Source organism: Aurantimonas sp. (assembly GCF_964217435.1).
Taxonomy (GTDB): Bacteria; Pseudomonadota; Alphaproteobacteria; order Rhizobiales; family Rhizobiaceae; genus Aurantimonas; species Aurantimonas coralicida.
The window spans coordinates 34,840-61,618 of the sequence record NZ_CAXPJM010000034.1 but is presented as its reverse complement, the minus strand read 5'-3'; the positions used below and the strand labels follow the sequence as shown (position 1 = coordinate 61,618).

The 26,779-nt window shown below is 65.6% G+C and carries 22 protein-coding genes and 1 pseudogene; 18 read left to right on the top strand and 5 right to left on the bottom strand.

Annotated features, from left to right (window positions below):
• From ACEQX1_RS13665 to ACEQX1_RS13590, 16 genes and pseudogenes are all read left to right on the top strand, one after another.
• The coding region (locus tag ACEQX1_RS13665) for a MiaB/RimO family radical SAM methylthiotransferase (RefSeq protein WP_370196931.1) at positions 1–1,026 on the top strand (1,026 nt) is incomplete at its 5' end.
• Positions 1,027–1,070: 44 nt separating this feature from the next.
• On the top strand, positions 1,071–2,069 hold the full coding sequence (locus tag ACEQX1_RS13660) for a PhoH family protein (RefSeq protein WP_040325976.1): 999 nt from the start codon (positions 1,071–1,073) through the stop codon (positions 2,067–2,069).
• Positions 2,069–2,680, top strand: coding sequence for an rRNA maturation RNase YbeY (ybeY, locus tag ACEQX1_RS13655; protein WP_370194539.1), 612 nt, complete (start codon positions 2,069–2,071; stop codon positions 2,678–2,680). Before ACEQX1_RS13660 ends, ybeY begins: the two co-directional genes overlap by 1 nt.
• Positions 2,652–3,716, top strand: a complete 1,065-nt coding sequence (locus tag ACEQX1_RS13650; protein WP_024349507.1) for a hemolysin family protein — start codon at positions 2,652–2,654, stop codon at positions 3,714–3,716. The genes ybeY and ACEQX1_RS13650 overlap by 29 nt, the downstream gene beginning before the upstream one ends.
• A 209-nt stretch (positions 3,717–3,925) precedes the next feature.
• A complete protein-coding gene (lnt, locus tag ACEQX1_RS13645; protein ID WP_187390136.1) occupies positions 3,926–5,521 on the top strand; it encodes an apolipoprotein N-acyltransferase in 1,596 nt (531 codons plus the stop codon).
• A 149-nt stretch (positions 5,522–5,670) separates the two neighbouring features.
• Entirely contained in the window at positions 5,671–6,090 is a 420-nt protein-coding gene (locus tag ACEQX1_RS13640; protein ID WP_009211039.1) for a helix-turn-helix domain-containing protein, read from the top strand.
• A gap of 184 nt (positions 6,091–6,274) precedes the next feature.
• Complete coding sequence (gene metK / locus ACEQX1_RS13635) at positions 6,275–7,531, top strand: methionine adenosyltransferase (RefSeq protein ID WP_024349509.1); 1,257 nt, start codon at positions 6,275–6,277, stop codon at positions 7,529–7,531.
• Between the two features lie 3 nt (positions 7,532–7,534).
• Positions 7,535–8,236, top strand: coding sequence for a tRNA (guanosine(46)-N(7))-methyltransferase TrmB (locus ACEQX1_RS13630; protein WP_370196930.1), 702 nt, complete (start codon positions 7,535–7,537; stop codon positions 8,234–8,236).
• Between the two features lie 245 nt (positions 8,237–8,481).
• Positions 8,482–9,090, top strand: coding sequence for a ribosome maturation factor RimP (gene rimP / locus ACEQX1_RS13625; protein ID WP_370194542.1), 609 nt, complete (start codon positions 8,482–8,484; stop codon positions 9,088–9,090).
• Between the two features lie 188 nt (positions 9,091–9,278).
• Positions 9,279–10,889 carry a transcription termination factor NusA gene (nusA, locus tag ACEQX1_RS13620; protein ID WP_024349512.1) on the top strand — a complete coding sequence of 537 codons (1,611 nt, stop codon included), beginning with the start codon at positions 9,279–9,281 and terminating at the stop codon, positions 10,887–10,889.
• Positions 10,890–10,914: 25 nt separating this feature from the next.
• Positions 10,915–11,547: pseudogene (locus ACEQX1_RS13615) on the top strand (RNA-binding protein); the annotation flags it as partial.
• A 129-nt stretch (positions 11,548–11,676) separates the two neighbouring features.
• Entirely contained in the window at positions 11,677–14,784 is a 3,108-nt protein-coding gene (infB, locus tag ACEQX1_RS13610; protein ID WP_370196929.1) for a translation initiation factor IF-2, read from the top strand.
• Positions 14,785–14,916: 132 nt separating this feature from the next.
• Complete coding sequence (rbfA, locus tag ACEQX1_RS13605; RefSeq protein ID WP_370195286.1) at positions 14,917–15,327, top strand: 30S ribosome-binding factor RbfA; 411 nt, start codon at positions 14,917–14,919, stop codon at positions 15,325–15,327.
• Positions 15,327–16,313 (top strand): tRNA pseudouridine(55) synthase TruB, encoded by a 987-nt coding sequence (gene truB / locus ACEQX1_RS13600; protein WP_370195285.1) that lies wholly within the window; start codon positions 15,327–15,329, stop codon positions 16,311–16,313. The genes rbfA and truB overlap by 1 nt, the downstream gene beginning before the upstream one ends.
• 172 nt (positions 16,314–16,485) lie before the next feature.
• Positions 16,486–17,520: a magnesium/cobalt transporter CorA gene (gene corA, locus ACEQX1_RS13595; protein ID WP_370195284.1), complete on the top strand. Its 1,035-nt coding sequence runs from the start codon at positions 16,486–16,488 to the stop codon at positions 17,518–17,520.
• 2 nt (positions 17,521–17,522) lie between these two features.
• The gene (locus tag ACEQX1_RS13590; RefSeq protein ID WP_370196928.1) at positions 17,523–18,452 is read left to right on the top strand and encodes an alpha/beta hydrolase; all 930 of its coding nucleotides are present in this window, start codon (positions 17,523–17,525) and stop codon (positions 18,450–18,452) included.
• Between the two features lie 541 nt (positions 18,453–18,993).
• On the opposite strand, the gene ACEQX1_RS13585 is transcribed toward ACEQX1_RS13590, so the two are convergent.
• From ACEQX1_RS13585 to ACEQX1_RS13565, 5 genes are all read right to left on the bottom strand, one after another.
• Positions 18,994–20,079 carry a hypothetical protein gene (locus tag ACEQX1_RS13585; protein WP_370195282.1) on the bottom strand — a complete coding sequence of 362 codons (1,086 nt, stop codon included), beginning with the start codon at positions 20,077–20,079 and terminating at the stop codon, positions 18,994–18,996.
• A gap of 13 nt (positions 20,080–20,092) precedes the next feature.
• A complete protein-coding gene (locus ACEQX1_RS13580) occupies positions 20,093–20,641 on the bottom strand; it encodes an ImmA/IrrE family metallo-endopeptidase (protein ID WP_370195281.1) in 549 nt (182 codons plus the stop codon).
• Between the two features lie 11 nt (positions 20,642–20,652).
• Positions 20,653–21,204: a hypothetical protein gene (locus tag ACEQX1_RS13575; protein ID WP_370195280.1), complete on the bottom strand. Its 552-nt coding sequence runs from the start codon at positions 21,202–21,204 to the stop codon at positions 20,653–20,655.
• Between the two features lie 494 nt (positions 21,205–21,698).
• A complete protein-coding gene (locus tag ACEQX1_RS13570) occupies positions 21,699–22,589 on the bottom strand; it encodes a hypothetical protein (RefSeq protein WP_370195279.1) in 891 nt (296 codons plus the stop codon).
• Entirely contained in the window at positions 22,590–23,708 is a 1,119-nt protein-coding gene (locus ACEQX1_RS13565; RefSeq protein ID WP_370195278.1) for a GNAT family N-acetyltransferase, read from the bottom strand.
• Positions 23,709–23,919: 211 nt separating this feature from the next.
• Between ACEQX1_RS13565 and rpsO the strand changes: the two genes are divergently transcribed.
• Positions 23,920–24,273, top strand: a complete 354-nt coding sequence (rpsO, locus tag ACEQX1_RS13560) for a 30S ribosomal protein S15 (protein WP_370196933.1) — start codon at positions 23,920–23,922, stop codon at positions 24,271–24,273.
• A 298-nt stretch (positions 24,274–24,571) separates the two neighbouring features.
• Positions 24,572–26,704 carry a polyribonucleotide nucleotidyltransferase gene (gene pnp / locus ACEQX1_RS13555; protein WP_370196927.1) on the top strand — a complete coding sequence of 711 codons (2,133 nt, stop codon included), beginning with the start codon at positions 24,572–24,574 and terminating at the stop codon, positions 26,702–26,704.
• The last annotated feature ends 75 nt before the right edge of the window (positions 26,705–26,779 follow it).

Here is a 26,779-nt window from a genome sequence, read left to right as displayed (position 1 = left end):
GTGGAGACGGACTACGCCGTCGAGGACAAGTTCCGGCATCTGCCAAAGGTGACGGCGCCGCAAATCCGTGCGCGCGGCGTGACGGCCTTCCTCACCGTGCAGGAAGGCTGCGACAAGTTCTGCACCTTCTGCGTGGTGCCCTATACGCGTGGCTCCGAAGTCTCGCGTCCGCTGGCCCAGATCATGGGCGAAGCCCGCGCGCTGGCGGCGGCCGGCGTGCGCGAGGTCACGCTGCTCGGCCAGAACGTCAATGCCTGGTCTGGGCAGGACGAGGCGGGCCGTGACATCGGCCTTGGTGGATTGTTGCGGGCGCTGGCGGAGATCCCCGGCTTCGCGCGTCTGCGCTACACGACCTCTCATCCCCGCGACATGGACGATGACCTGATCGCCGCTCATCGCGATCTGCCGGCGCTGATGCCCTATCTGCATCTCCCGGTGCAGTCCGGCTCCGACCGCATTCTCAAGGCGATGAACCGTCGCCATACGGGCGCCGACTACCTGCGGCTTCTCGACCGCATTCGTCAGGCACGCCCCGATATCGCCCTGTCCGGCGACTTCATCGTCGGCTTTCCCGGCGAGACGGACGCCGATTTCGAGGACACCATGAAACTGGTCTCCGAGGTGCGCTACGCCTCGGCCTTCAGCTTCAAGTACTCGGCCCGTCCAGGCACGCCTGGCGCGACGATGGACGATCACGTGGACGAAGCGGTGAAGTCGGAGCGTCTGCAGCGGCTGCAGGCCTTGCTTCGCGAGCATCAGGTCGATTTCGCCGAAAGCCTCGTCGGCCGTGACATCGACGTTCTGGTCGAAAAGCCGGGGCGCTATCCCCACCAGCGTGTCGGACGCTCGCCGTTCCTGCAGCCCGTTGTGTTGGACGCGGCCGCCGGTGAGATCGGCGATATCGTGACAGTGCGGATCGAATCGACCCTGCCGAATTCGCTGCTGGCGACCGGCGGTGCCGTTCCGGCCGCCGAGGCGCGGCATCGCAACGCAGTGCCTGCCGAACCGATAAGGAAGATCGCTTGAGGACGGAGCGTAGTACCGCAGCCCCTGCGTCGGGTGCATCCGACATGGCTCACATCGTCCTGACCTTCGAGGATAACCGCCTGGCCGGCTCGCTCTTCGGCCAGTTCGACGAGCATCTCGCGTTGCTCGAACAGAAACTGAAAGTCGACGCGCGGGCGCGCGGCAACAAGGTCGAGATCCGCGGCGATTCGGCGAGTTGCGAGCAGGCCCGGCGGGCGCTGGACTATCTGTACGAGCGGCTGCAGGCCGGCACCGAGATCGGCATCAAGGATGTCGAAGGCGCCATCCGCATGGCGATCGCGGCCGATGACCAGCTCTATCTGCCGACGCTGGAAAAGAAGGGCCGCATGTCGCTCGCGCAGATTTCGACGCGGCGCCGGACCATCCACGCGCGCACGCCGACGCAGGACGCCTATATGCGAGCGCTGGAGCGCTCCGAACTCGTCTTCGGCGTCGGGCCGGCCGGCACCGGCAAGACCTATCTCGCCGTTGCCCATGCCGCGATGCTGCTGGAGCGCGGGCAGGTCGAGCGGATCATCCTGTCGCGCCCGGCCGTCGAGGCGGGCGAGCGGCTCGGCTTCCTGCCCGGCGACATGAAGGAAAAGGTCGATCCCTATCTGCGGCCGCTCTACGACGCGCTCTACGATATGATCCCGGCCGAGAAGGTCGAACGGGCGCTGGCCGCCGGCGCCATCGAGATTGCGCCGCTGGCCTTCATGCGCGGCCGGACGCTAGCGAATGCGGCGGTGATCCTCGACGAGGCGCAGAACACCACCACCATGCAGATGAAGATGTTTCTGACCCGCCTGGGCGAGAATGCCCGGATGGTAGTGACCGGGGACCCATCCCAGGTCGATCTGCCGCCCGGACAGAAATCCGGTCTCGCCGAGGCGATGCGCATTCTGGAGACGGTGCCTCAGGCGGTGACGGTTCGCTTTGCCGCCAAGGACGTCGTCCGCCATCCGCTGGTCCAGGCGATCGTCGAGGCCTATGAGGAGGATGCGACGCGCGCTCGTGCGCCGGGCATCCCCGCGGCACGGTAATGCCCGGATCGCAACCGCGTGCCGCCTTCGGTATGCCGACCTATGATGGCCTGACCGTCGCGCTGACCGTCGAGGATCCCCGCTGGGACGATGCCGGCCTTGGCGACATTCCGGCGATGGCGGTGGAGACCTTTTCGGTCGCCGCGGCGCGGCTGGGCCTGCCGGGCGATCTCGTCAGCGAGATATCCCTGACGCTGGCCGACGACGAGACGGTACGCGCCGTCAACGCCGAATGGCGGAACAAGGACAAGCCGACCAACATTCTGTCCTTCCCCATGGCCGATCTGGCGCCGGGCGAGCGGCCGGGCCCGCTTCTGGGCGATCTTTTGGTCGCCTTCGAAACGGTCGCTCGCGAAGCGGATGAGGAGGCCAAGGCCTTTGCGGACCATTTCCGCCATCTTCTCGTGCACGGCTTCCTGCATCTGATGGGCCTCGATCACATGATCGACACCGAGGCCGACGACATGGAGGCGGCGGAGATCGCCATTCTTGCCGAGTTTGGCATCGCCGATCCCTATGGCGACGAACCCGGTCCCTTGAACGAAGCCGAACAGGATGTTCCGGCGAACCAAGAGCGAGACGATGACCTTCGACACAGACGCGGCGGCTGACGGCAACCGCGGACCGGCCGGCGCCGAGAATGGCGACGACCACGCAGCCGGCGACGACCGAAGTCGGCGCGGCGCAAACCGCAGTGACGGCTTCTTTGGCGGCCTGATCCAGCGGGTGCGTCCGCGCATGCCCCGCCTGATGCGCGAGGACCTGACCCAGGCCCTTCTGCATCACGATCCCGGCGAGGGGGCCTTCTCGCCCGAGGAACGCGCGATGCTCAACAACATCCTGCGGCTGCGCGAACTGCGCGTCGAGGATGTCATGGTGCCGCGCGCCGACATTCAGGCCGTCGATATTACAACCACCCTCGGCGAACTGATGAAGCAGTTCGAATCGAGCGGCCATTCGCGCATGCCGGTCTATGGCGAAAGCCTCGACGACCCGCGCGGCATGATCCACATCCGCGACGTGGTCGGCCACATCACCCGCGTCGCGCGACCGGCCAACGGGCAGGGCGCCAAGGAGCCGGCCGCGCGGACCCGGGCCGGCCTCGACCTGCGCCAGATCAACCTGGCGCGGAAGGTGTCCGACCTCGGTATCATCCGAAAGGTTCTCTTCGTGCCGCCCTCGATGCTCGCGACCGACCTGATGGCGCGCATGCAGGCCACCCGCACCCAGATGGCGCTGGTGATCGACGAATACGGCGGCACCGACGGACTGGTGTCGCTGGAGGACATCATCGAGATGGTCGTCGGCAACATCGAGGACGAGCACGACGACGACGCCCCGATGATCACCGAAAGCGGCGACGGCATCTATTACGCCGACGCCCGCGCCGACCTCGACGAGGTCCGCAAGCTGGTCGGCGAGGATTTCGACATCAGCGAATACGAGGACGAGGCCGACACGATCGGCGGTCTCCTGTTCTCCGAGCTGGGCCGTGTACCCGCGCGCGGCGAGGTGGTGCAGGCTGTTCCCGGCTTCGAGTTCCAGGTACTGGATGCCGACCCGCGCCGGGTTCGCCGTGTCCGGATTGTCCGCTTCCGCCAGGGCGAGAAGCGCCGCCGCTTCGTGGAAGGACTGGCCGACGCCTGAGGGGGCGTCGGTGACCGCTGGCCGTCTTCGGCAGCCGCAGTCGCGGGAATGTTCTGCATATCATCGGCGCCCGGCGTAGGATGCCGGCCCGACCGAATCCTGCAGGGGGCCCTGTGAGCGTTATTTCCCGCGGCGACGACCGCATCCGCGACGACAATATTCTCGACCGGATTGCTGGTTGGGTGTCGCTCGCCGAAGGCTGGCGCCGCATGGTGCTGGCGCTGTCGGCGGGGGCGATCTGTACCTTCGCCCTGCCGCCCTACAATTTCCCCGCCGTCGGCTTCATCGGTTTCCCGCTGCTCGTCTGGCTCCTTGACGGCGCGGCCGCCGAGCCGGGCCGCTCGGCCCTGCGCCGCATGGCGCCGGCCTTCGTCACGGGCTGGCTGTTCGGCTTCGGCTATTTCGTCGCCGGCCTGTGGTGGCTGGGCGCCGCCATGATGGTCGACGCGGCGAGCTTTGCGATCTTCATCCCGCTCGCGGTGCTCGGCCTGCCGGCGATCCTCGCCATCTATTTCGGGCTGGCGGCCGCGCTGGCGCGTTGCGTGTGGACCGACAGCGCGTATCGAATCCTGGCGCTGGCCGGCTCGCTGGCGCTGTTCGAATATCTGCGCGAAATCCTGTTCACGGGCTTTCCCTGGAACGAGATCGGCGTCATGGCCGCGCCGCTGCCGCTGTTGATGCAGACGAGCAGCCTCGTCGGCGTGCACGGGCTGACCCTCCTGGCCGTCGTCGTCTTTGCCAGCCCGGCCGTCATCGTCGACCGGCGGGGCCGGGCCGCGATGCTCGCGGCCGCGGCGACCCTGCTCGTCCTGCATGTGGGATACGGGGCCTGGCGGCTGCAGGCCCATCCGACCGAACTGGTCGAGAATGTTCGGGTCCGGGTGGTGCAGCCCAATATCCTGCAATCGCTGAAATGGGACGAGAACGAAGCGGAGCGGATCTTCGAGCGCCACCTGTCGCTGACCGGAGCCGACGCTGTCGCGGCCAGTGTCGATCCCGCCGCGGCCGGAGGCGCTGCCTCGGATGGGCCCGCCGACCCTTCTACGCGCACCCTTGTCGTCTGGCCCGAATCCGCCTTTCCATTCCTGTTGACCGAGCGGCCCGACGCCATCGCGCGAATCGCTGAGGCGCTGCAGCCCGGCGAAACGCTGATTGCCGGCGCAGCACGGCTCGAAGGCGCCGATATCACCTCTTCTCGTGTGTATAACTCGGTCTACGTCATCGACGACGCGGGCCAGATCGTGGATGCGCGGGACAAGACGCATCTGGTCCCCTTCGGCGAATATCTGCCGTTCCAGGAATTCCTCGAAGGGTTCGGTCTGTCGCAACTCGCCGAAATGCCGGGCGGCTTTTCGGCGGGTACCGTGCGCAGTCCGGTTCCTCTCGAAGGCGCGCCCTCTTTCCTGCCGCTGATCTGCTACGAGATCATCTTTCCTTCCGAGATCGAGGCCGGCGCGCCCGACGATCGTCCGGGCTTTTTCGTGAACGATACCAATGACGCATGGTATGGCGATACGCCCGGCCCCTACCAGCATCTGCGGCTGGCCGAACTGACCTCGGTCGCGTTCGGACTGCCGCTCGTGCGCAGCGCCAACACCGGCATCTCGGTCGTCACGGACGCCTATGGGCGGCAGCTCGACGGGCTGGCGCTCGGCGCGACGGGAAGCATCGAAACGCCGCTGCCCATGGCCGCCCCCGCCACGATCTACGCAAGCTGGGGCAACACCCCATTCTGGATTGCATTTTTCATAATATGGATGATCCCGATAGCAATGCGGTTAAAGATGCGCGCTCTGATTGATTGACATGCGCGACACGCGCTGCCTAACCCGAAGGCCGAAATTGATTGCGACAATTTTCTGGGGCCCGGAGGCGCACCGCCGATGGGGATGACGGCCCGCCGCATCGGATGGAAGTTGCGATGTCGATGATGCTGAGAGAAGAGGCACCCGCCATGGTCGACAACAAGAAGAAGCCCAATCCGGTGGATATCCACGTCGGGTCGCGGGTTCGTCTTCGTCGGACCATGCTCGGCATGAGCCAGGAAAAATTGGGCGAAAGCCTCGGGATCACCTTTCAGCAGATCCAGAAATACGAGAAGGGCACCAACCGGATCGGTGCCAGCCGGTTGCAGCGGATTTCAGAAGTCATGACCGTCCCGGTGTCCTTCTTCTTCGAGGACGCGCCCACGGGCATGACCGGCAGCGAAAGTCTGCAGGAACCATCGAGCCCGGACTATGTCGTCGACTTCCTCTCTTCTTCCGAAGGCCTGCAACTGAACCGGGCCTTTGTGCGCATCTCCGATCCGAAGGTCCGCCGCCGCGTCATCGATCTGGTCCGCACCTTGGCCGACTCTGGCGAGACCGACAGCTAGGTCCTGAGCGACTCGCGTCACACGTGAGCCCCGGGCGCACTTGACGCCGCGCTGCCATTGCCCCAAACCGCATTCCGCAAGATTCAAGCCGGGCGTAAGTTCCTGTTGTGGTGCTCAACGGCACGACAAGCTCTCGCGTCTGACTGCCCCAAGCGGGATTCTCCAGAAACGGAAAGAGGAATCGATGGCGCGTTCTGACTATGTCTTCACCAGCGAAAGCGTGTCGGAGGGCCATCCCGACAAGGTCTGCGACCGGATCTCCGATGAGATCGTCGATCTGATCTATCGAGAGGCCAAGAAGACTGGCGTTGACCCTTGGTCGGTTCGCATCGCCTGCGAGACCCTGGCGACCACGAATCGCGTCGTCATCGCCGGCGAGGTTCGCCTGCCGGCCAGCCTGATGAAGACCGACAAGAACGGCAACGAAGTCATCAATGCCGGTCGTTTCCGGTCTGCCGCGCGTCGTGCGATCCGCGATATCGGCTACGAGCAGGACGGCTTTCACTGGAAGAACGCCAAGGTCGACATCCTGCTGCATTCGCAGTCGGCCGACATCGCCCAGGGCGTCGACAAAGCGTCTGACGCCGAGGACGGCGCCAATCAGGCCGAAGGCGCGGGCGATCAGGGCATCATGTTCGGCTATGCCTGCCGCGAGACGCCGGACCTGATGCCGGCGCCGATCTTCTACGCGCACAAGATCCTCGAAATCCTGGCGGCCGCGCGCAAGAAGGGCGAAGGCGATGCGGCGCATCTTGGCCCGGACGCCAAGAGCCAGGTGACCGTGCGTTACAAGGACGGCATGCCTTTCGAGGTCAGCTCGATCGTCCTGTCCACCCAGCACACCGATGACAGCTGGGATTCGGCCAAGGTGCGGACGGTCGTCGAGCCCTATATCCGCGAAGCCCTGAGCGACATCGCGATCGCCGACGATTGCGCCTGGTACATCAACCCGACCGGCAAGTTCGTCATCGGCGGCCCGGACGGCGACGCCGGTCTCACTGGCCGCAAGATCATCGTCGATACCTATGGCGGTGCGGCGCCCCATGGCGGTGGCGCGTTCTCCGGCAAGGACACGACCAAGGTCGACCGTTCCGCCGCCTATGCCGCGCGCTACCTCGCCAAGAATGTCGTCGCCGCCAAGCTCGCCGACCGCTGCACGATCCAGCTCGCCTACGCGATCGGCATCGCCCAGCCGCTGGCGGTCTATGTCGACCTCCACGAGACCGGCAAAAATGTCGACGAAGTGGCCATCGAGAAGGCGATCCGCGCGGTGATGGATCTGTCGCCGACGGGCATCCGCCGTCATCTCGACCTCAACAAGCCGATCTACGCCAAGACCGCAGCCTACGGCCATTTCGGCCGCAAGCCCGGCCGTGACGGTTCCTTCTCCTGGGAGAAGACCGATCTCGCACCGAAGCTGAAGGCCGCGCTGGCTAGCTGATCGATGACGGCCGAAGGACATCCCGAGCGCTCGCGCGAGGCGTTCTTCGGCCGGCTCAAGGGGCCGAAGCTCCGGCCCGGCCAGACCGCATTGATCGAAGAGGTTCTGCCGCAGTTGCGGCCGGACCTCACCCAGCCTGCCCCCGAATCTCTGGCCGATCTGTTTCCGATGCCCGTCAAGGCGGTGCGGCTGGAGATCGGCTTTGGCGGCGGCGAGCATCTCCTGCACGAAAGCGGACGCTTTCCGAACGTCGGCTTCATCGGCGTCGAGCCCTTCGTCAACGGCATGGCGAAGCTGCTCAGCGCCATCCAGGATGCGCCGCGGCCCAACCTCCGGCTCTACGACGACGACGCCACGCGCCTCCTCGACTGGCTGCCTGCTGCAAGTCTTGCTGGTGTCGATCTGTTCTATCCCGATCCCTGGCCCAAGCGCCGCCATTTCAAGCGGCGGTTCGTCAATGCACGCAATCTGGATCGGATTGCCCGGGTGCTGGCGCCCGGATCGAGCTTTCGCTTCGCGTCCGACATCGACACCTATGTCGACTGGACGCTGCGCCACTGCCGCGACCATGCCGAATTCGAGTGGACGGCCGAGCGCGCGGCCGACTGGCACACACCCTACGAGGCTTGGCCCGGCACCCGCTACGAGGCGAAGGCGATCCGCGAGGGACGCCCGCCGGCCTACCTGACTTTCCGTCGCCGCTGAGGCGGTTTTGGCGCGGCGTGGCCGGGGCCGTCGTGAAGATGCTTGAAGGATCGGGGAAAACGGCGTATACCCCTCCCAAATTCTCTGCGATGTGGTCGAGAGAGTGGGTCCTGCCGGTCCCGCTCTTTTTTGTTACCGGGGGTACGGTATCTCCAGTGATCACGCGTCAAGACGCCGATCCATGTCGCGGATCGATCAACTGGGCCGGGTCGGACGCCGGCCCGCAACACTTCTCTCGGAGTACCGTGACGACCGCTACAGACCGCATCGTGAAGGAACAGGGCCTGGAAGGCCGCGTCGCTGAGATCGTCGAGCCGGCGATCGAGCAGATCGGCTACCGGTTGGTGCGCGTGCGCACCTCGGGCCTCAACGGCATGACGCTGCAGATCATGGCGGAGCGGCCGGACGGCACGATGACCGTCGAGGATTGCGAAGCGGTATCGCGCGCGGTCTCTCCGGTTCTCGATGTCGACGATCCGATCGACAAGGCGTATCATCTGGAAGTGTCCTCGCCGGGCATCGACCGTCCCCTCGTGCGCAAGGGCGACTTCGAGACCTGGGCCGGTTTCCTGATGAAGCTCGAGACCAACCGGCTGATCAACGAGCGCAAGCGCTATCGCGGCAAGATCGTGGCCGTCGGCGACGAGGCGATCATCGTCGAACGCGACCAGCCTGCCGAAGGCGAGCCGGGCGCGGTCGAGATTCCCTTCGATGCCATCGGCGAAGCGCGGCTGATCCTGACCGACGATCTGATCGCCGCGGCCCTGAAGGCCGACAAGGCTGCCCGCAAGGCGCGGGGCGACGTCGACCCGGATGTTGGCGACGACGACGAGGCAGGAGCCTCCGAGCACTAGAATGGCGCAGCGGGCGCCAGCGCCTGCTGCCTTATGACGAACGACAAGCCGGGCACTGCGGTGTGACCCGGTCGGGAAGCCGACCGGACGCCAGGTGCCACAAGTCACCTCAAGGGTGGACGGCCGGAAGCGATGATGGGACCGACTGCGGCTGAGCGGCGGACGGTTCGAAGTCAGGAGAAGAGACAATGGCAGTCAGTGCGAACCGGCTGGAGCTTCTGCAGATTGCGGACGCTGTCGCGCGGGAAAAGTCGATCGATCGTGAGATCGTCATCGGGGCGATGGCCGACGCCATCCAGAAGGCGGCACGTTCGCGCTACGGCCAGGAAACCAACATCCGCGTCGACATCAACCAGAAGACTGGTGAGATGAAGCTGCAGCGGCTGCTCGAGGTCGTCGACGAGGTCGAGGATCCCAACACCCAGATCTATCTCGACCTTGCCCGGGACAAGAACCCCGACGCCGAGCCGGGCGACTTCATCGCCGAGCAGTTGCCGCCGATGGATTTCGGTCGCATCGCGGCCCAGTCCGCCAAGCAGGTCATCGTCCAGAAGGTGCGCGACGCAGAACGCGACCGCCAGTATGACGAATACAAGGACCGCGTCGGCGAGATCGTCAACGGCACGGTCAAGCGGGTCGAATATGGCAACGTCATCGTCGATCTCGGCCGCGGCGAAGGCATCATCCGCCGCGACGAGCAGATCCCGCGGGAGCTGTTCCGCTACGGTGATCGCGTGCGCGCCTTCGTCTACGACGTGCGCCGCGAGCAGCGCGGTCCGCAGATCTTCCTGTCGCGCACCCATCCGCAGTTCATGGCGAAGCTGTTCACCATGGAAGTGCCGGAGATCTACGACGGCATCATCACCATCAAGGCCGTCGCCCGTGACCCGGGTTCGCGCGCCAAGATCGCGGTGACCTCGAGCGATTCCTCCGTGGATCCGGTCGGCGCCTGCGTCGGCATGCGCGGTTCGCGCGTGCAGGCCGTGGTGGGCGAACTGCAGGGCGAAAAGATCGACATCATCCCCTGGTCGCCGGACGCCGCATCCTTCCTCGTCAACGCGCTGCAGCCGGCGGAAGTCGCCAAGGTGGTGCTCGACGAGGACGCCGAGCGTATTGAAGTCGTGGTCCCCGATGACCAATTGTCATTGGCGATCGGTCGTCGCGGACAGAATGTCCGGCTTGCCTCGCAGCTCACCGGCTGGGACATCGACATCCTGACCGAGCAGGAAGAATCCGAGCGGCGCCAGAAGGAATTCGCCGAGCGTTCGGAGACCTTCATGAACGCCCTGAATGTCGACGAGATGGTCGGTCAGGTGTTGGCGTCGGAAGGCTTCGCCACCGTCGAGGAAATCGCCTATGTCGACCAGGACGAGGTCGCCGCGATCGAAGGCTTCGACGACGAGACGGCTTCCGAGATCCAGGAGCGCGCACGCGAATTCCTGGAGCGCCGCGAGGCGGAGTTCGACGCCAAGCGCGTCGAGTTGGGCGTCAGCGACGATCTGCGCCAGATCAACGGCGTGACCACGCCGATGCTGGTGGCGCTGGGCGAGGACGGCGTGAAGACGATGGAAGACTTCGCCGGCTGCGCCGCCGACGATCTGATCGGCTGGACCGAGCGCAAGAACGGCGAGACGACGCGTTTCCCGGGGGCACTGTCTGCCTTCGAGGTGTCGCGTGCCGACGCCGACCAGATGGTGCTGCAGGCGCGTCTGATTGCCGGCTGGATCACCGAAGCGGATCTTGCCGGACCGGAAGAGGAAGAGATGACCGACGAGGCCGAGGAAGGCCAGGCGGTCTGAGTCGAAGGACGGGCCGGGAATCGGCATGACGGAGGACGCGGGCCACGAAGCGGAGGTTGAATTGAACGATCGTACGTGCATCGTTTCACGTCGGACGTGCGATCCTGCCGATCTCATCCGCTTCGTGCGCGGCCCCGACGGGGCTGTCGTGCCGGATCTGCGGCGTCGACTTCCCGGTCGGGGAGCCCATGTCTCTCTCGACCGGACGCTGGTCGACGAGGCGGTTCGCCGCAAGCTCTTCGCCCGGGCGTTCCGGGCGCAGGTCACCGGACCGGCCGATCTCGGCGATCAGGTGGACGGGCTCCTGGCCAAGGCCGCGCTGGGCGCCCTCGGGCTGGCCCGCAAGGCCGGACAACTGGTAACCGGCGCGACCAAGGTGGATACGGCCATCCGGTCGGGACGCGCGCTCATGGTGATCCATGCCAGCGATGCGGCGCCGGACGGAATACGCAAGCTGGACGCCGCCCGACGCGCGGTCGCGGCGACCGGTGGAGCTGAGATTTCATCCCTGCGTCTGCTCGATGCGGACGAATTGGGTTTGGCCTTTGGCCAGGGGAATGTGATACATGCAGCGATCCTTGCCGGTGGCGCGGGCTCGGCTGCGGCGACGTGCCTTCGAGCACTCGCGACATATCGGGGCGAAGGCTCCGGATCGGTTTCAGGCGCGCCCGAAGGGTCCGCCGGCCACGTGACCGATACTGGGAACGACATGGGAGCGCCTTTACAGCGACGCTCCGGGCAAGATGAAGGGCGCGGGCTCGATCCCGCGCAGGAAGCGGAAGCGTAGATGAGCGATACCAAGTCCGGCGACGATAAGACGCTGAGCGTCAGCACGAAGAAGACCCTGACCCTGAAGCGGAGCGGCGTCGAGCAGTCGACGGTGCGCCAGAGTTTCTCGCATGGGCGCACCAACAACGTCGTTGTCGAGACCAAGAAGCGGCGCATCGCCAAGCCGGAGGAGCGCGAGGCATCGCCTGCGGTCGCCGCCGGCCTGAAGCCGCGTGCGCCGCAGCCGGCCGCACCCGCCAAGCCGGCCGAAACGCCGGCAGAGGCGACGTCGCCGCGCGTCGCACCGACAACGCCGCCGCCGACCCCGCCCCAGGCCGGCGGTCGCCCGCAGCAGATCCAGCTCGGTCCCAAGCCCGGCGAGGAGCCGGCTGCCAAGGCACCGGCGCCGAGCGAGCCGGAAGCTCCGGTCGCGGCGAAGGCCGAAGTGGCTGCTCCGGCTGCACCCGAGACGCCGACCGCGGAAGCACCGGCACCGGAGGCCCCCGCGGCCAAGCCGGATGCGCCGAAGGTTGAAGCTGCGGCCCCCGCTGCCGAGAAGCCTGCCGCCGAGAAGCCGGCTGCCGCCAAGCCGGCCGCGCCGGTCGCCAGCACGCCTGCCGCGCCGACCGCGACGGCACGTCCGGCTGCCGGCCGTACGGGTGCCGCACCGCAGGGCCGTCCCGGCCAGGCTGGTGCCGGTGGTCGTCCGGCGCAGGGTGGTGGACGCCCGGGCGGTCGCGACGAGCGTCGTCCCGCGGCACCGGCCACGGGTCGCCAGCCGCGTGGCGCCGTTCTCAGCGACCTGTCGTCGCGTGAGATGGATGCCCGCCGCCGTGCGCTCGAACTCGCCAAGCAGCGCGAGGCCGAAGACCGTCGCCTGTTCCAGGAGCAGGAAGCCCGCCGCATTGCCGAAGACGAGCGCCGTCAGCGCGAGCGTGAGGAATCCGAGCGCCGTCAGGCCGAGGAGAACGCACGGCTCGAGCTCGAGGCCGAGGCCCGCCGCAAGGCCGAGGCAGATGCCGAACGCCGCGCTCCGCAGGGCAAGGCCGACGCCAACGCGCCGGCGCCGAGCCCGGCCGACGCAGAGGCTGCGGAAGCTGCCGCTGCACGCGGTCGCGGCGACGCCCGTCGCCGGCCCGGCGAGGAGGACGATGCGCGCGCCCGTCCGGGTGTCCGTCGTCCGGTCAAGGGTGCCGAAGCACCGAAGCCGGCTCGTCCGGATCGCGATGCCGGCCGCCGTCGCGGCAAGTTGACGCTCGACAAGGCGCTGACCGCCGATGATGGCGCACGGGGCCGGTCCCTGTCGTCGATCCGGCGCCGCCAGGAGAAGTTCAAACGCTCGCAGCAGAATACGCCGCGGGAGAAAATTGCACGCGAAGTGACCATTCCAGAGACGATCAGCATTCAGGAACTCGCCAACCGCATGTCGGAGCGTTCCGTCGACGTCATCAAGTTCCTCATGCAGCAGGGACAGATGATGAAGCCGGGCGACATCATCGAAGCGGATCTGGCCGAGCTCATCGCGTCGGAATTCGGACACACGGTTCGCCGCGTGGCGGAATCCGACGTCGAGGAAGGCATCTTCAACGTCGAGGATAATGTCGAGAAGCTGCAGTCGCGCCCTCCGGTCGTGACCATCATGGGCCATGTCGATCACGGCAAGACCTCGCTGCTCGACGCGATCCGCAAGACGTCCGTGGTGTCCGGCGAGTCCGGCGGCATCACCCAGCATATCGGCGCCTACCAGGTCGAGCAGGATGGTCAGAAGATCACCTTCATCGACACGCCGGGCCACGCCGCCTTCACGGCGATGCGGGCCCGTGGCGCCGAAGCGACCGATATTGCCGTTCTGGTGGTGGCGGCCGACGACAGCGTCATGCCGCAGACGATCGAATCCATCAATCACGCCAAGTCGGCGGGTGTCCCGATCATCGTGGCGATCAACAAGATCGACAAGCCGGGCGCCGATGCGTCGAAGGTCCGCACGGGCCTCCTGCAGCACGAGGTCTTCGTGGAATCCATGGGCGGTGAGGTCCTCGACGTCGAGGTCTCGGCCACGAAGGGGCTCAACCTCGACAAGCTGCTCGAGGCGATCCTGCTGCAGGCCGAACTGCTCGACCTGAAGGCCGACCCGGAGCGCACCGCCGAGGGTTCCGTCATCGAGGCGCAACTCGACAAGGGCCGCGGTCCGGTCGCGACCGTTCTCGTCCAGACCGGCACGCTCAAGATCGGCGACATTGTCGTCGCCGGCGACGAATGGGGCCGCGTGCGCGCCCTGATCAACGACAAGGGCGAGCAGATCAAGGAAGCCGCGCCGTCGACGCCCGTCGAGGTGCTGGGCATGCAGGGAACGCCGCTTGCCGGCGACCGCATGGCCGTCGTCGAGAACGAGGGCAAGGCCCGCGAGATCGCCGACTACCGCCAGCGCGTGGCCCGCGAGAAGCAGGTCGCCAAGAATGCCGGCCAGCGCGGTTCGCTCGAGCAGATGATGTCGCAGCTTCAGGATACGGGGCTCAAGGAGTTCCCGCTGCTGATCAAGGGCGACGTGCAGGGCTCGATCGAAGCCATTGTCGGCGCGCTCGACGCACTGGGCACCGACGAGGTTCGTGCCCGGATCGTCCATTCGGGCGCCGGTGCGATCACCGAGTCGGACGTGGCGCTCGCCGCCGCATCCAATGCCGCGATCATCGGCTTCAATGTCCGCGCCAACAAGCAGGCCCGCGACGCCTCGGCCCGCGACGGGATCGAGATCCGCTACTACAACATCATCTACGACCTCGTGGATGACGTGAAGGATGCGATGTCCGGCCTGCTGTCGCCGGAGCGTCGCGAGACCTTCCTCGGCAATGCCGAGATCCGGGAAGTGTTCAACATCACCAAGATCGGCAAGGTCGCGGGTTGTCTCGTCACCGAGGGCGAAGTCGAGCGCGGTGCCGGCGTGCGCCTTATCCGCGACAACGTCGTCATCCACGAAGGCACGCTCAAGACGCTTAAGCGCTTCAAGGACGAAGTGCCGAAGGTCATCAGCGGCCAGGAATGCGGTATGGCCTTCGAGCGCTACGAGGACATTCGCCAGGGCGACGTCATCGAGTGCTTCCGCGTCGAGCACGTGGCCCGCACGCTCTAGAGCGACGCGGAAACAACAGGGCTCAATCGGCGGGCGGGGAGCGATCCTCGCCCGCCGAGCCTTGCGCGTCACGCTGGCCGGAAACGGCGAGCACCCTTTGCCCATCCACCGATATGACGGGACGATTCGGATATGGCCCGAACCTCATCCTCCGGACCCTCGCAGCGCCAGTTGAGCGTCGGCGAGAAGGTCAGGCACGCCCTTACCGAGGTGATGCAGCGCGGCGAGATCAACGATCCGATGCTGGAGAAGGCGCTCGTCTCGGTGACCGAGGTGCGCATGTCGTCGGATCTCAAACTCGCGACGGCCTATGTCACGATCCTCGGACAGACCGAGACCAAGCCCTTCGTCGATGCGCTGAACCGCAATGCCCGCTTCATCCGTGGCCGGCTCACGCCGGCGCTGCGGCAGATGAAATACATGCCGGAGGTGCGGTTTCGCACCGATACCTCCTTCGACAATTTCGCGCGCATCGACGCGCTCCTCAAATCGCCGGAGGTCGCCCGCGACCTCGATGAGGACGACGACAAGGACAACGGCTGATGGCACGCCGTGGCAAGAAGCCCAAGGGCCGGCCGATCAATGGCTGGATCATCTTCGACAAGCCCAAGGGTATGGGCTCGACCGAGGCCGTGTCGAAGATGAAATGGATGTTCTTCGCCCAGAAGGCCGGCCATGCCGGCACGCTGGACCCGCTCGCCTCCGGTATGCTGCCGATCGCGCTGGGTGACGCGACCAAGACCGTTCCCTTCGTCATGGACGGCCGCAAGGTCTACCGCTTCAGCGTCCGGTGGGGCGCCGAGACGACGACCGACGACACCGAGGGTCCGGTGGTCAATTCCTCCGAGGCGCGCCCGTCGCGGGCCGACATCGAGGACCTGCTGGCCGACTATACCGGCGAGATCACCCAGGTGCCGCCGAGCTTCTCGGCCATCAAGATCGCCGGCGAGCGGGCCTATGACCTGGCGCGCGAGGGGGAGACCGTGGAGATCGCGGCGCGCACGGTCTCCGTTCATCGTCTCGACATCGTCGAGATGCCCGATGCCGAGACGACGGTCTTCGAGGCGGAATGCGGCAAGGGCACCTATGTGCGCGCCATCGCCCGCGACCTCGGCCGCGATCTGGGCTGCTACGGCCATGTGGTCGAGCTGCGCCGGGTCTCCGTCGGCGCCTTCGGGGAAGACGACCTGGTGCCGCTGAGCGAGCTGGAAGCGGCGGCGGAAGAGGGCATGGAAGAGCTCGACGCCGAGGCGATCGAATCCGGAGCCAAACCGCGCGTCGTCGATTTCGAGCCGCTGGACGAATATCTCGTCAGCCCGGAATCGGCCCTGTCCGATCTCTACGAGGTGATGCTCAGCGACGAGCAGGCGAGCCGTGTCCTGTCCGGCAATCCGGTGCTGCTGCGCGGCCGCGATGCGCCGGCCTTCTGCGACGAGGCCTATGCCACCGGCCATGGCCGGCTGATCGCGCTCGGCTCGGTCGAAGAGGGCTCGTTCCGCCCCAAGCGGGTCTTCGGCGGCAAGGGCTGAACCACCGCTGATCCCGTTCGCGCCTGTCGATCCTGTCTGCGCGCCTTATCTCGCTGCGAATGAGCCGCCCGGATAAACCTCCGGACGGCAGCATGGCAGCAGGGGCGCGATGAGACTGGCGAGCATACCCGGAAAGAAGCGGCGGGCACGGCGCAAGGACAAGGCGCGGCGTTTGGCCGTCGGGGCCCCGCCCGGAACCCTTGAGGCCGACCCGCAGGCCGCCCCCACCGTCATCAGCGTCGTCGCCATCGGCGGCGGCGAGAGCCTGCGCCAGACCGGCGTGACGGTCGAAGCGGCGCTGGCGCTGCGCGAAGCGTGGCCGCTCGTCTGGATCGACTGTTCGGGCCTTGCCGACATCGAGGCGATCCGCGCCATCGGCGCTGCCTTCGGCCTGCATCCGCTGGCGCTGGAAGACGTCCTCGACACCGCCCAGCGGCCGAAATGCGAAGTGCAGGCGGACCACGCCTTCGTCGTCATGCGGATGCTCGACCGCGAGGGCGGCAGCGAGCAGCTGTCGCTGTTCTTCGGCGAAGGCTTCGTGCTGACCTTCCAGGAGCGTGGCGGCGACAGTTTCGAGCCGGTGCGCCAGCGCATCGCCAAGGGCGCGCCGCGGCTTCTGGCCGGCCATGCCGACTATCTCGCCTATGCCCTGATCGACGCGGTGATCGACGCCTATTTCCCGGTGGTGGACGCGCAGATCGCGCGGATCGAGCAGCTCGAGGACGACATTCTGGCCGGTGTCGACGGCGACCAGGTGCACGATCTGCACGGCCTGCGCCGCGAGCTCCTCGGCCTGAAACGCTGGCTGCGGCCGACCCGCGACGCGCTGGGCGTCATTCTGCGGCTCGACCGGCCGTGGCTGAGGGCCGAGACGCGGGTCTACTTCACCGACGTGCAGGACCATGCCGACCAGCTGATCGACACCAACGAGACCTATCGCGACACCGCCTCGGGGCTGATCGATTTGCACATGACCCTGTCGGCGGCCAAGACGAGCGAGGTGATCAATTTGCTGACCATCATCTCGACCATCTTCATTCCGCTCGGCTTTCTCGCCGGTCTCTGGGGCATGAATTTCAACCCCGAGATTTCCGACTGGAACATGCCGCTGACCCAGCATCCGCTCGGCTATCCGATCGCGCTGGCCTTCATGCTGGCGCTGGCGCTGGGCCTGCTCGTCTATTTCCGCAAACGGCGCTGGATCTGATCATGCTCGACCCTGAAGCCAAGGCCGTTCTCGACGATCTGGCGCGCAAGGCCGCCGTGCAGGTGACGCCGCGCGATGCCGCCCAGAAACTTGCCCAGGCCCGCGCCATGACCGGCGCCATGGCCGATTATTCCGGCGAGGCGCCCGCCGGTGTGACCGCCCGCGACATCGCGGTGCCGGGCCCGGCCAGGCCGATCCGCGTGCGCCTGACCCGGCCGGAGGGCGCAGCATCGCCGCCGCTCCTGGTCTGGTATCACGGCGGCGGCGCCATGGCGGGCTCGCTGGAGGGCCACGACGTCCCGCTGCGCCAGCTGACCGAAGCGACCGGCTGGGCGATCGCCTCGGTCGATTACCGGCTGGCGCCCGAACATCCCCATCCCGCCCCCCAGGACGATTGCCTCGCCGCCACGCGCGCCCTGCGGGATGCGGCCAAGGCGCTCGGCTGCGATCCAGCGCGCCTTGCCATCGGCGGCGATTCCATCGGCGGGCTGTTTGCCGCCGACGTGGCCCTGGCCCTGCGCGAGGCGGGCGAGCGGGGCCTCGAGGCGATGGTGCTGGTCTATCCCAACACCGATCTGCGGCCGGACCGCCCCTGGCCGTCGCTCGCCACCGAGAGCGGCCATGTGATGACGCGAGGCTCGCTCGCCTATGAGAACGACCTCTTCGTGCCGGATGTCACCGAGCGCCACACGCCGCGCGCCTCGCCCTTTCTGGCGCCGGACCTCACCGGCCTGCCACGGGCGCTGGTGATCACCTGCGAGCACGACCCGCTGCGCGACGAGGGCGAGGGTTTTGCCGCGCGCCTCGGCGAAGCCGGCGTTCAGGTCACCGCCCATCGCGAGCCGGGCATGATCCACGCAGTCCTGCAGATGGATGGCTGGATCGCCCGCGCCGCCGATCTGCGCGCCCGCATCGCGGATTTCCTCGGCTAGGCGCGCGGCCGCGCCCGGCGGCGCGATGCGCCCCGGCTGTGGCCCGTTCAGCGCCGGGCTTCCCCCGGGGGATCTCGTCCGGCTGCCGACGGGCAGCGGAGCGCCGGAGGCGAACCTTCCGACTGTTTTGTATATCGGCTCGCCTCCGGCGCTCCGCACGGCGTCTTGGCAGATGCGTTTCACCCTCCCGTCCGCCGGCGCCGCATGGGCGCGGTGCTGGCCTCGGGGTGGGTGGCTGCCGGCTCGGTGCGGGTTGCCCCGCATGCGGACCGTTCCGCGCCGCCTCCTAGTGGGCAGGGTCCGGCGGGGCCACGCATCCGTCCGGGCCGCCTGACCCTCCGGAAGGGCCAGGCGTCGCGGACGCCGCCCGCCTCCCCGAACGATCCCGGCGATCGTCCGTCCCGTCGGGGACGCGGTGAGGGCAGTGTGCCGGCGGTGGCGCGGGGTGGGGATAAGATTTCGGATGCTATGGATGGTGTTGTGCCATCAACAGTCGGGTAGACCTTTACGGATGCAGCCGCGCAATTCTAAGCCGCCAATACTAAATTGGATCGTCGCTCCATTCTTCATCAAGAGCCTGAGGCGGAGGTAGATGGCCGTAAAAAGCTTGGCGGTGCAGGTGGATATTGATCCGAGCAGCGGCCATCTTGCGCATGCTATCGATTGCGAACGCTTGCCCTGCCGCCGTACCCTCGATTAGTTGTTCTCCCCAGATCCCCAGGTTGCCTGACCAGTATGGACTACCCGTAATTCGTGCCGCGGCGGTTTTGAAATCGACGCTGTCGTCTTGATCGCGTGAGAAAACCCATGATGCGTCATGGGGGTAATCTATCCGATTCTTAGGCTGGCTCGCATGCCCGTACATTCTAGGTCTAGTCGTGCCCCAGTCTCCGTATATAATTCTCGGGTGATTGGTTGCCCGCTGAACTTCGGCTATCAACGCGCGATTTGTGAAGTTGACTTGTGCGATCCCATCATACGATGTGAAGTCTTTAGGGAACGATGTGCACGAGACTGCTACTGGAACCTCCGGGGGGACGGCGGAGAGGAAGTCTCTTGCATACGCGATAGCTATAGCTGCAGCGAGAAGAGGATTGTGTATCCAGCCAAACTCAAATACCACCGTGTAGTCATTGGCCCCTTCATCTGCCAGTGCGTCGACCAACGCGGGCATCCACGGGGGAATTCCCGAGCCGATACCCTCTGCAAGATTCATTCTGATGCAGAACGCCCGGTTGTGCTCACGTGCCCATCGAATTTGATCCCACGCACGTTCAATCGGTTGCTCTGCCATAAGAAGACAGGGGTTGGCATAGGGATAGTCCGCGAGAAGTCCCCACCAAGACTCAAGGTCAGCGGGCTTACTAGCAAGCCGTGCCCATAAATTCTTCGCGTCGTTTGGTTTGTCATTGATTCGGTAGTATGTATCAATATCTATAAAATAGGGTCTGGAAGGGAAAGCCTCTTCGAATTTATCGAGTGCTCGACTCAGAGGCGTGGTCGCTAGCCAAGGAGCAAGGAGCAGTAATGGTGTCAGGTGGTCTTTTGTGCTCCCGGGGAGCTCTTTTAGCCCGCTTAATTCGGCCGGGCGAACTCCCAGGGTTACCAAGTATTCCTGCACGTCCATGCGTCCCGATCCTTTATGTCATCTGAAGTTTTATTTCCATCGCTGCTGTCGATACCCCAAAGCGTCTGGCAAGGTCCTCTATAATCTCACTCGTCATTGGGCCGGAGTATTCTGCCGTGGCTTCTGCGAGCAGGGGGGACGGAATTACCAAATCAGACGCAAGACGGTTAGCTTCGTATTCTATATTCGCAGGTTGTCCGGAACGTAACAACACATTTTCAGACCACCCCCCTTCGGCAACAATGCGGTCCCGATGCAAAAGGAAGTGGGCGAGTTCATGTGCTAGAGTAAATCTCTGGCGGTGCTTAGATTCGTGACGATTTATGCGAACAACGAATTCGCCATTCTCTTGCCCGATCTGGCCGGAGGTTCCACGAGGTAGTGTGGATAATAAAACCTTTACACCCAGTTTCTTTGCGATCGCGCCTAGTCGAACTGGGCGTTCCGACAAATATCCATCAATATCTGCGCGAACCGAGCCGGGTAGATTGATATATTCTTTAGACGGGGATTTAATCTCCCAGTTGATCGGCGGGGTCATTGTGTAGCTATATCCATTCATTGCTTCTCCTTTTACGAATTGTCTGGGTGTGCGGCCTCTTCGTCCGCATACGCCTCTTCGTTGTCGAGGTCATGCTCCGGCCCGCCCGCTTGCATGCGCATTGCCACCCGTTCCAGCACTTCATCGAGTTCCCCTCGCTCTGCCATCTGGCTCAATATTTTATGGCCGAGCTCGTCAGTGAGAAGAGCCGATTGAAGTGCGATCGGTAAGGCATCCTGAACCTTCGCATAAACGTTTGGCTCTAGCTCGGCGGCCATCGTCTCGTTAATTTTGCCGGCGGCCGCATATTTCGCTTCCTTGGCCGCTTCGTCTTTGATTTCACGCAGGGTTTTTAGAGCTACCAAGCCTATGACTAATGCTCCGACTGTCACCGTAAGCCCGACGGCCGCCAGTAAAATCGTTACTACGGTGAGCAGGAGGTCGATATAGTCTGCACGAGTAGGATCAGCGTACGCAGCCTGTCCTTGGCCGCTCATCCCCCACCCGAACCATAGCACTATACCTGCTGCTGCTGCTGCCCCACCAATAGCTGAACCAAAGATGGAAATTCCTAACTTACCCATTGGCAGGAAGTCCCATGCAGGAAGGGGATAGGCTGTTCATACGGTGGGAACAAAAAAGGAACATGTCAAGGGGTGGAATGGGAGAGATATGAGTCCGTATCGTTTGCGTGTTGCGCGGGCGGATATGCGGTGGGGTGCCGTTTTCGTAATGCGGCGCCTTCATCTGTGGGAAGAATGATGCAGTGGATAGAAGCACTAGGCGGCTGCTGCAACCGTTGTATGGCGCGTGCGCTTTTGTCGATGTGAGTACGGCGCCGTCTTTTTCGTCTAACCCATCCGCTCCGCATCTCGTTTCCGCGCCATCGTGGATATCCACCGAATTGCTGGGCGTTTGCGCTGCTCACGGCTCTTGCTAGAAACATCGCATATGAGGCGCGTCGATCCCCTCGATGCTGAGGCAAGACTCGGTCACCCTCGGGCGACAAGGCCGGTGAGCTTTCTCTTGCCTATGCGCACCTCTCCTGACGGCGACCAGAAAGAAGAATTGCCGCTCCTTACCAAAGCTCCGCCAAAGCGGCGCCGGCGAGGGCGGAGAGGATGAGGGCGGAGGAGGTCTTGAGGGGCAGGGGCTTGCGGGGCGCGGTTTCGCCGCTGAAGAAGTTCAGGGGCATCAGGCGGTTCTGGTTGCCGCCGACCTCGCCGCGGGGCGCCTCGATGTAGCATTCGTCGTCGAACCAGGCCCAGTCGTCGGTCCAGGTCCAGCAATCATGCGCGCGATAGACGTCGGCGATCGCCTCGGCCAGCGCCTTGTCGGTCGGCAGCCGCACATAGGGCGCGGGGTCGGAGCGCAGATAGCGCATGGCCAGCGGCAGCGAGCGCTCGGTGCAGTAGTTCGACATCCACAGGGTGAAGCCGATCCTGCGGCGCAGATGGTCGAGGGCGCGGAACACCTGGACATGGTCCTCATGGCCGTATTCGCCCCAGGGATTGTGGGTGAAGACGTTCATGTCGGGGGTGAGCATCGGCGCCAGCGCGTCGCAGATGCGGGTGAAATTGTCCCGGTAGGTCTGGGCGACCCGCTCGGGCGAGGTGACCGGCGACAGCGGCGAGACCTTGCCGAGGGCGCGCTTGGCCAGACGCGTGACCTCGCGGCGGGTCTCCTCGGGCCCGAGCCGCATGCCGTAATCGGTCAGCACCGGGTTCTGCCAGTCGGCGCAGCCATAGCTGCCGGGCTCGGCGATGTTGAGGCAGGTCACGTCGCGCAGAGGCAGCGCCGCCATGGCCGCCGCCCGCGCCGGGCCGAGCCGGGGCGCGGCCCAGAAGTCGCGAAACACGATGACGACCTTGTCCACCTTGCCGACGATGGCGTTGAACCACAGCATCTCGTCGTCGGGATGCGCGCCGATGATCATGGAATTGGTCAGGAAGTCGGGCCTGGCAGGCATTTATGTCTCGCTGGTCTTCGTCGATACTGTGCGGCGCAGCATGACCCCGCGCAGACGGCGAAGTTTTTCGCGTATCGCAAAGACTAGCCGGGCGGCCCGTCCCAGTACAGTGGGTGTGCCGGTGAGGATGAACATGGGTGTCGGCGCGGTGCCGAAATCGGCCTTGAAGTCTTCGTCGCCGATGGTGAAGTCGAAGATGCGGCCGCCGCGCGCCAGCCAGTCCTCCATCATCAGGTCGTAGAGGACGAGGCCGGGGGAATGGCGGCCGAAATTGTCGTAGTCGGCGCCGATCAGGAGGTAGAGCAGCCGCTCGCCCGTCGTGAGGGCGAAGACATAGGCGATGGGCGTGTCGCCCTCCGACAGGCGGTAGAGGGCGCAGAAGCCGGCGCCGCTGCCGCGCTCGGCGATGGCGGCGTAGAATCGGGCGACGTCCGGCGTCTGGATCGGGTCGCCGTCGAAGCGGCCGCTGCGCAAATCGCGCAGCCGGTGGACGGCGTCCGCGGCGGCGGCGCCCTCCAAGCGGTCGAGCCGCACCGCCGGGTTCTTCAGGAGGCGTTTCTTGCGGCGGTCGAGATATTTCTGGAAGCTGCGCGAGAAGGCCGTCCGCCGCCAGTCGGCATAGGGCGCCGACAGGGTGGCGGCATGGGCGCTGAAATCGGCGGGTTCCGGTTCGGCAGCCAGGAACATCCGCCAGTCGGCGACGGCTTCGGGCCGGACCGGGCGCAGGCGCAGCATGTCGTGGCCCGGCAGGACGGCGCGGATGCGGGCGGCGAGGGCGGCGTCGGCGGCGAGGGCCGGGCGGCTGGCCGGGTCGATCACCGGCGCCGCGTAGTCGCTGACGCCGAGATCTGTCGCTTCGAGGAGCCGGACGCCCTGGACGCGGCGCAGGATCAGCGGCAGGACGAAGGCGAGGCGGCCGTTTGGCTGGCGGCCGGTGACGATGACGGGCGCCGCGCCCCGTGCCGGCGCCAGCATCGCGTAGAATGTGTCGAGCCACAGCGGATGGGCGAAGGCGCCAGTGGCCGCGGCTTCGAAGAGACGGGCATAGTCCGGGCCAGAAAAGTCGAAGCTCTTCTCGCAGGCGATACGCAGGTGGTGATCGTCTGATGCTGCTGGCATGGGATCAGGGTCGCCCGTTTCGTGCCGCATTGTTACCGGTCACCCTGTTGATATTCGGTTGACGCGATCGTGATGGCGCAATGCTTGCTTAGCCGGCAATGTATATGCGGGCGGATTGGCGCCGGCGACGGGGCGAAACGGGCCGCGGCCGGTCGCGGCTAGCATTGTGGGCCGAGATCGCGTATATGCGCCGCAGCGCCGGGCGGTTTGCCTGCCCCGCGCTGTTCATGGCCCTCGCTGGACGACATCCCGGCCAGGGCGACCAACCCTCACATTTTCCAAGAAAGGGAATCCGATGTCGATTACGCTTGAGCGCAAGGCCGAGCTCATGAAGGAATACGCCACCAAGGACGGCGACACCGGTTCGCCGGAAGTCCAGGTTGCGATCCCGACCGAGCGGATCACCAACCTTACCGAGCATTTCAAGGACCACAAGAAGGACAACCACTCGCGTCGTGGCCTTCTGAAGATGGTCTCCCAGCGCCGCCGCCTCCTCGACTATCTGAAGTCCAAGGAAGAGCAGCGCTACACGACCCTGATCGGCCGTCTCGGACTGCGCCGCTAGTCAGTTTTCCGGCGGGCCGGGGGCGATACGCTTCCGGCCCGCCGCTTATGCCGCTTCCGCACGTCGGAGGCGGTCATGCCCCGGTACCCGGCGCGCCCGCAAGGCTCGCAGGTCCGACCCTTCGAACGGTCACGGGGCAGGATTGCCGGATGCTTCCGGTGCGAATGCGGGTCGCCCCCGCCCGTGCCACAAGCGAAGCCTCCCGTCGTCTTGCCCGTGATGCGTTTCGGCACCGCAACGCGCGCCGCCCATGACCCCGAAAAGGCGGTTTCGGCGCGCAGGATGAAAAGGCAAGAACATGTTCGATACCCATAAGGTGGAAATCGACTGGGCGGGACGTCCGCTCACCCTCGAGACCGGCAAGATCGCCCGTCAGGCCGACGGCGCCGTGCTGGCGACCTACGGCGAGACCGTCGTCCTGGCGACCGTCGTGTCGGCCAAGCAGCCCAAGCCGGGCCTCGACTTCTTCCCGCTGACCGTGAACTACCAGGAAAAGACCTTCGCCGCCGGCAAGATCCCGGGTGGCTTCTTCAAGCGCGAAGGCCGTCCGAGCGAGAAGGAGACGCTGGTCTCCCGCCTGATCGACCGTCCGATCCGCCCGCTCTTCGCCCAGGGCTACAAGAACGAGACCCAGGTCGTCGTCACCGTCCTGCAGCATGACCTGGAGAACGATCCGGACGTCTTGGCGATGGTCGCCGCCTCCGCAGCGCTGACCCTGTCGGGCGTGCCCTTCATGGGCCCGATCGGCGGCGCGCGCGTCGGCTACATCAACGGCGAGTACAAGCTGAACCCGCATGTCGACGAGATGGCCGAGTCGCAGCTCGACCTGGTCGTCGCCGGCACCGAAGGCGCCGTCCTGATGGTGGAATCGGAAGCTCACGAGCTGGCCGAAGACATCATGCTGGGTGCCGTCATGTTCGGCCATCGCGGCTTCCAGCCGGTGATCGACGCGATCATCAAGCTGGCCGAGCATGCCGCCAAGGAGCCGCGCGAGCACGTCGTCGCCGACTATTCGGCGCTCGAGGCCGAGATGCTGCAACTGGTCGAGGGCGAGCTGCGCGATGCCTACAAGATCACCGACAAGACCGAGCGCTACAACGCCGTCGACGCGGTGAAGGCCAAGGTCACCGCGCACTTCCTGCCGGAAGGCGTCGAGGACACCAAGTATTCCAAGGAGCAGGTCGGCACCGTCTTCAAGTCGCTGCAGGCCAAGATCGTCCGCTGGAACATCCTCGACACGGGCGGCCGCATCGACGGCCGTGACCTGAAGACGGTCCGCAAGATCGTCTCGGAGGCCGGCATCCTGCCGCGCGCCCACGGTTCGGCGCTGTTCACCCGCGGCGAGACCCAGGCGCTGGTCGTCGCCACGCTCGGCACCGGCGAGGACGAGCAGTTCGTCGACGCCCTGACCGGCACCTACAAGGAGCGCTTCCTGCTCCATTACAACTTCCCGCCCTACTCGGTCGGCGAGACCGGCCGCATGGGTTCGCCCGGCCGCCGCGAGATCGGCCACGGCAAGCTGGCATGGCGCGCCCTGCGTCCGATGCTGCCGGCACCGGAGCAGTTCCCCTACACGATCCGCGCCGTCTCCGAGGTCACCGAGTCGAACGGCTCGTCCTCGATGGCGACCGTCTGCGGCACCTCGCTGGCGCTGATGGATGCGGGCGTTCCGCTGAAGCGTTCGGTGGCGGGCATCGCCATGGGCCGGATCAAGGAAGACGAGCGCTTCGCGGTGCTGTCCGATATCCTCGGTGACGAGGACCATCTCGGCGACATGGACTTCAAGGTCGCCGGCACCTCCGAGGGCATCACCTCGCTGCAGATGGACATCAAGATCCAGGGCATCACCGAGGAGATCATGCAGATCGCCCTCGACCAGGCCAAGGGCGGCCGCCTGCACATCCTGCAGGAGATGGGCCAGGCGCTGTCGGAAAGCCGCGCCGAGCTGGGCGAGTTCGCCCCGCGCATCGAGGTCATGCAGATCCCGACCGACAAGATCCGCGACGTCATCGGCGCCGGCGGCAAGATCATCCGAGAGATCGTCGAGAAGACCGGCGCCAAGATCAACATCGAGGATGACGGCACGGTGAAGATCGCATCGTCCTCCGGCAAGGAGATCGAGGCGGCCAAGAAGTGGATCCACTCGATCGTGGCCGAGCCGGAAGTCGGCGAAGTCTACGAGGGTACGGTCGTCAAGACCGTCGAGTTCGGCGCCTTCGTGAACTTCTTCGGTTCGCGTGACGGTCTCGTCCACATCTCGCAGCTCGCCGCCGATCGCGTCGCCAAGACGACCGACATCGTCAAGGAAGGCGACAAGGTCTGGGTCAAGCTGATGGGCTTCGACGAGCGCGGCAAGGTTCGCCTGTCGATGAAGGTCGTCGACCAGGAGACCGGCCAGGAGATCAAGAAGGGCGAGGAAGACGCCGCCTGATCAGGCCGTCTCTTCGCTGACAGAATGAAAGGCGCGTCCCTCGGGGCGCGCCTTTTTCGTTGGGGTAAGGGTCGC